The organism is Corynebacterium sp. HMSC034A01 (assembly GCF_001838175.1).
GTDB lineage: Bacteria > Actinomycetota > Actinomycetes > Mycobacteriales > Mycobacteriaceae > Corynebacterium.
This window is the reverse complement of record NZ_KV835919.1, coordinates 1-2,399: the sequence shown is the minus strand read 5'-3', so window position 1 is coordinate 2,399 and position 2,399 is coordinate 1. Positions and strand designations below refer to the sequence as shown.

2 protein-coding genes and 1 tRNA gene are annotated in these 2,399 nt (G+C 62.7%); 2 read left to right on the top strand and 1 reads right to left on the bottom strand.

The genetic code is table 11. The features are described from left to right. Positions 1 to 106 precede the first annotated feature (106 nt). Positions 107 to 1,627: an SdrD B-like domain-containing protein gene (locus tag HMPREF2791_RS00160; RefSeq protein WP_070843754.1), complete on the top strand. Its 1,521-nt coding sequence runs from the start codon at positions 107 to 109 to the stop codon at positions 1,625 to 1,627. A 67-nt stretch (positions 1,628 to 1,694) separates the two neighbouring features. On the opposite strand, the gene HMPREF2791_RS00155 is transcribed toward HMPREF2791_RS00160, so the two are convergent. After that, the gene (locus HMPREF2791_RS00155) at positions 1,695 to 2,192 is read right to left on the bottom strand and encodes a hypothetical protein (RefSeq protein ID WP_070843753.1); all 498 of its coding nucleotides are present in this window, start codon (positions 2,190 to 2,192) and stop codon (positions 1,695 to 1,697) included. Positions 2,193 to 2,277: 85 nt separating this feature from the next. On the opposite strand from HMPREF2791_RS00155, the gene HMPREF2791_RS00150 reads away from it, so the two are divergent. Next, positions 2,278 to 2,368 (top strand) — tRNA-Ser (locus HMPREF2791_RS00150). Positions 2,369 to 2,399 lie beyond the last annotated feature (31 nt).

The window sequence follows — 2,399 nt, the reverse complement described above, 5'->3', positions numbered from 1 at the left end:
GGAGGAGCCGACACCGACCGAGGAGCCGACGCCAACAACTGAAGCTCCATGTGACTGCGAGCCCACCACGGTTGAGGTTCTGACCACGGTTGAAGTTCCGACGACCGTGAAACAACCGGTACCGACTACGGTCAAGCAGCCAGTTCCGACCACGGTTGAGGTTCCCACGACAGTTGAGGCTCCGAAGCGCGGCACCATCGGGGACAAGGTCTGGGAAGACACCAACGGCGACGGCAAGGAAGATCCGGACGAGAAGACTGGTGTTCCGAACGTGCCGGTGGTGATCGTCGATAAGGATGGCAACGAGGTCACTCGTACCGTCACCGACGAGGACGGTAACTGGAAGGTTGACGTTGAGCCGGGCGAGTACACCGTTCGCTACGAGCCGGGCGATCGCACTCCGAGCGACAAGGAGCAGGTCGAGCGCACCATCACGGTTAAGCCGGGCGAAGAGAACTTCGACGTTGATCTTGGTGTCCTGCCGTCTGGTTCTGTCGGCGACCGTGTCTGGAACGACGAGGACGGCGACGGCAAGCAGGGCGAGGATGAGAAGGGCCTCGAGAATGTCGTGGTGCTGGTGTCCCGTGAGGGTGAGCCGACGCGTTCTGCGGTTACGGACGAAAACGGTGACTGGAAGATTGAGGGGCTGAACCCGAACGCTGAGTACGACATCCGCTTTATTAAGCCTGAGGGCTGGGAGGTCACCGGCAAGATTCCGGGCTCGGATGAGTCTGGGTTGGTCTCCAAGGTGACAGTGAAGCCGAACGAGTACAACGACTCTTACGATCTGGGTTTGAAGAAGACTGATGTGACGTGCGACTGTGAGCCGGTGAAGCCGGGCACCATCGGCGACCGCGTCTGGATCGACCTCAACGGCAACGGCAAGGAAGACCCGAACGAGACTGAGGGTGCGCCCGACGTCACCGTGATTGTTCGGGACAAGGACGGCAACGAGGTTACCCGCACTGTCACCGACGAGGACGGTAACTGGAAGGTCAACGTTGAGCCCGGCGACTACGAGATCGAGTACCGCCCGCGCGACTGGAAGCCGACTGACCCGAAGCGCGTGATCCAGAAGGTCACTGTTGAAGAGGGCAAGGAATACCTGGACCTCGACCTCGGCGTGCAGAAGCCGAAGCCGGGCGAGCCGACCCCGCCGACCGAGAAGCCGGAGCCGCAGCCGGAGGAGGGCTCGTCCACCGAGACTTTGGACCGCTGCGTTGCCAACGCCGTGCGTTCGCCGCTGCTGTACCTGGTGCCGGTTGCCCTCGTGGGCGCGTTCGGCGGCGAGATCGCCCGTCCGTACATGGGCGCGATCAACGAGCAGATCAACCAGATCAACGCACAGTTCCAGGCGGCTATGCGCCGCAACAGCCCGGACTGGGGTCAGGGCGGCCGTGGTGGTCGCGACAACGACCAGTTCGCTGAGCTGCGTGGCCAGATCGACGCGGCGAACCGCCGTCTCGCGGAGCTTGGCCAGGACCCGAACGTCCAGCGCTTCGGCACCGTCGCCGCTGGCGTCATCGGCCTGATCGCCGCTGGCGGCGTGCTCTACGACTGGTGCTCCAACGAGAAGGGTGAGGCCTTCACCTCCATCGGCGGATCCTCCAGAAAGGACGCGGCGTAACCGTTAGCTAATCGACGGAAACCGGCCAGATTATCCACCTGGCCGGTTTTTCTGTTGCTGGTGTTGGTTAGGCGATCTCGTCCGGGAAAAGCTCTGGCATGGTGTGAAATTGGCGGGTGCCGAGGAAGTCCGAAGGTACGTCGATAAGCAAATCCTTTGCTCGCTTCGTATCCGGACGGTTCTGGCCGGCGACGACCTGCACCTTCTCAATCGGGAACTCGCCGCGCAGCTGCACCACCGCGGCGCCGTCGTTGCGGTACGCGAGGTTCTCGCCGAGCAGACCCGCGACCTCCGAAATAGACTCAGTGGAGCGGTCGAGGTTGTCCGCGCGCCACGAGCCCTCCAAATCGCCGAGGGGGACACCGAGGAGGACGATGCCGTCCGCCGACTTGGCCAGCGCGGAGGTCTTCGGGGTGAAATAAAACGGCACGGACGCGCTCTCGCCGACCAGCGGGGCAACGGTGAGTGAATCCAGGTTGGCCGGGAACCAAACTAGGTAATCAGACGGGTCATTGGAGGTATCGCGGGCGGCGAGGCCGGAGGTGAGCCAGGTGTGGATTTTCATGCGGCCGAGTATACGGATTTCGCCCAGTGCGTTTCGGGGTGTATTTGGACGCGCGGGGAGGACCGAGTAATGTGGAGCAAGGTCTGGAGATGTGCCAGAGTGGCCGAATGGGGCTCCCTGCTAAGGAGTTGCCCCCTTGACGGGGGCCGCAGGTTCAAATCCTGTCATCTCCGCCACCGCGCCCGTAGCTCAACGGATAGAGCATCT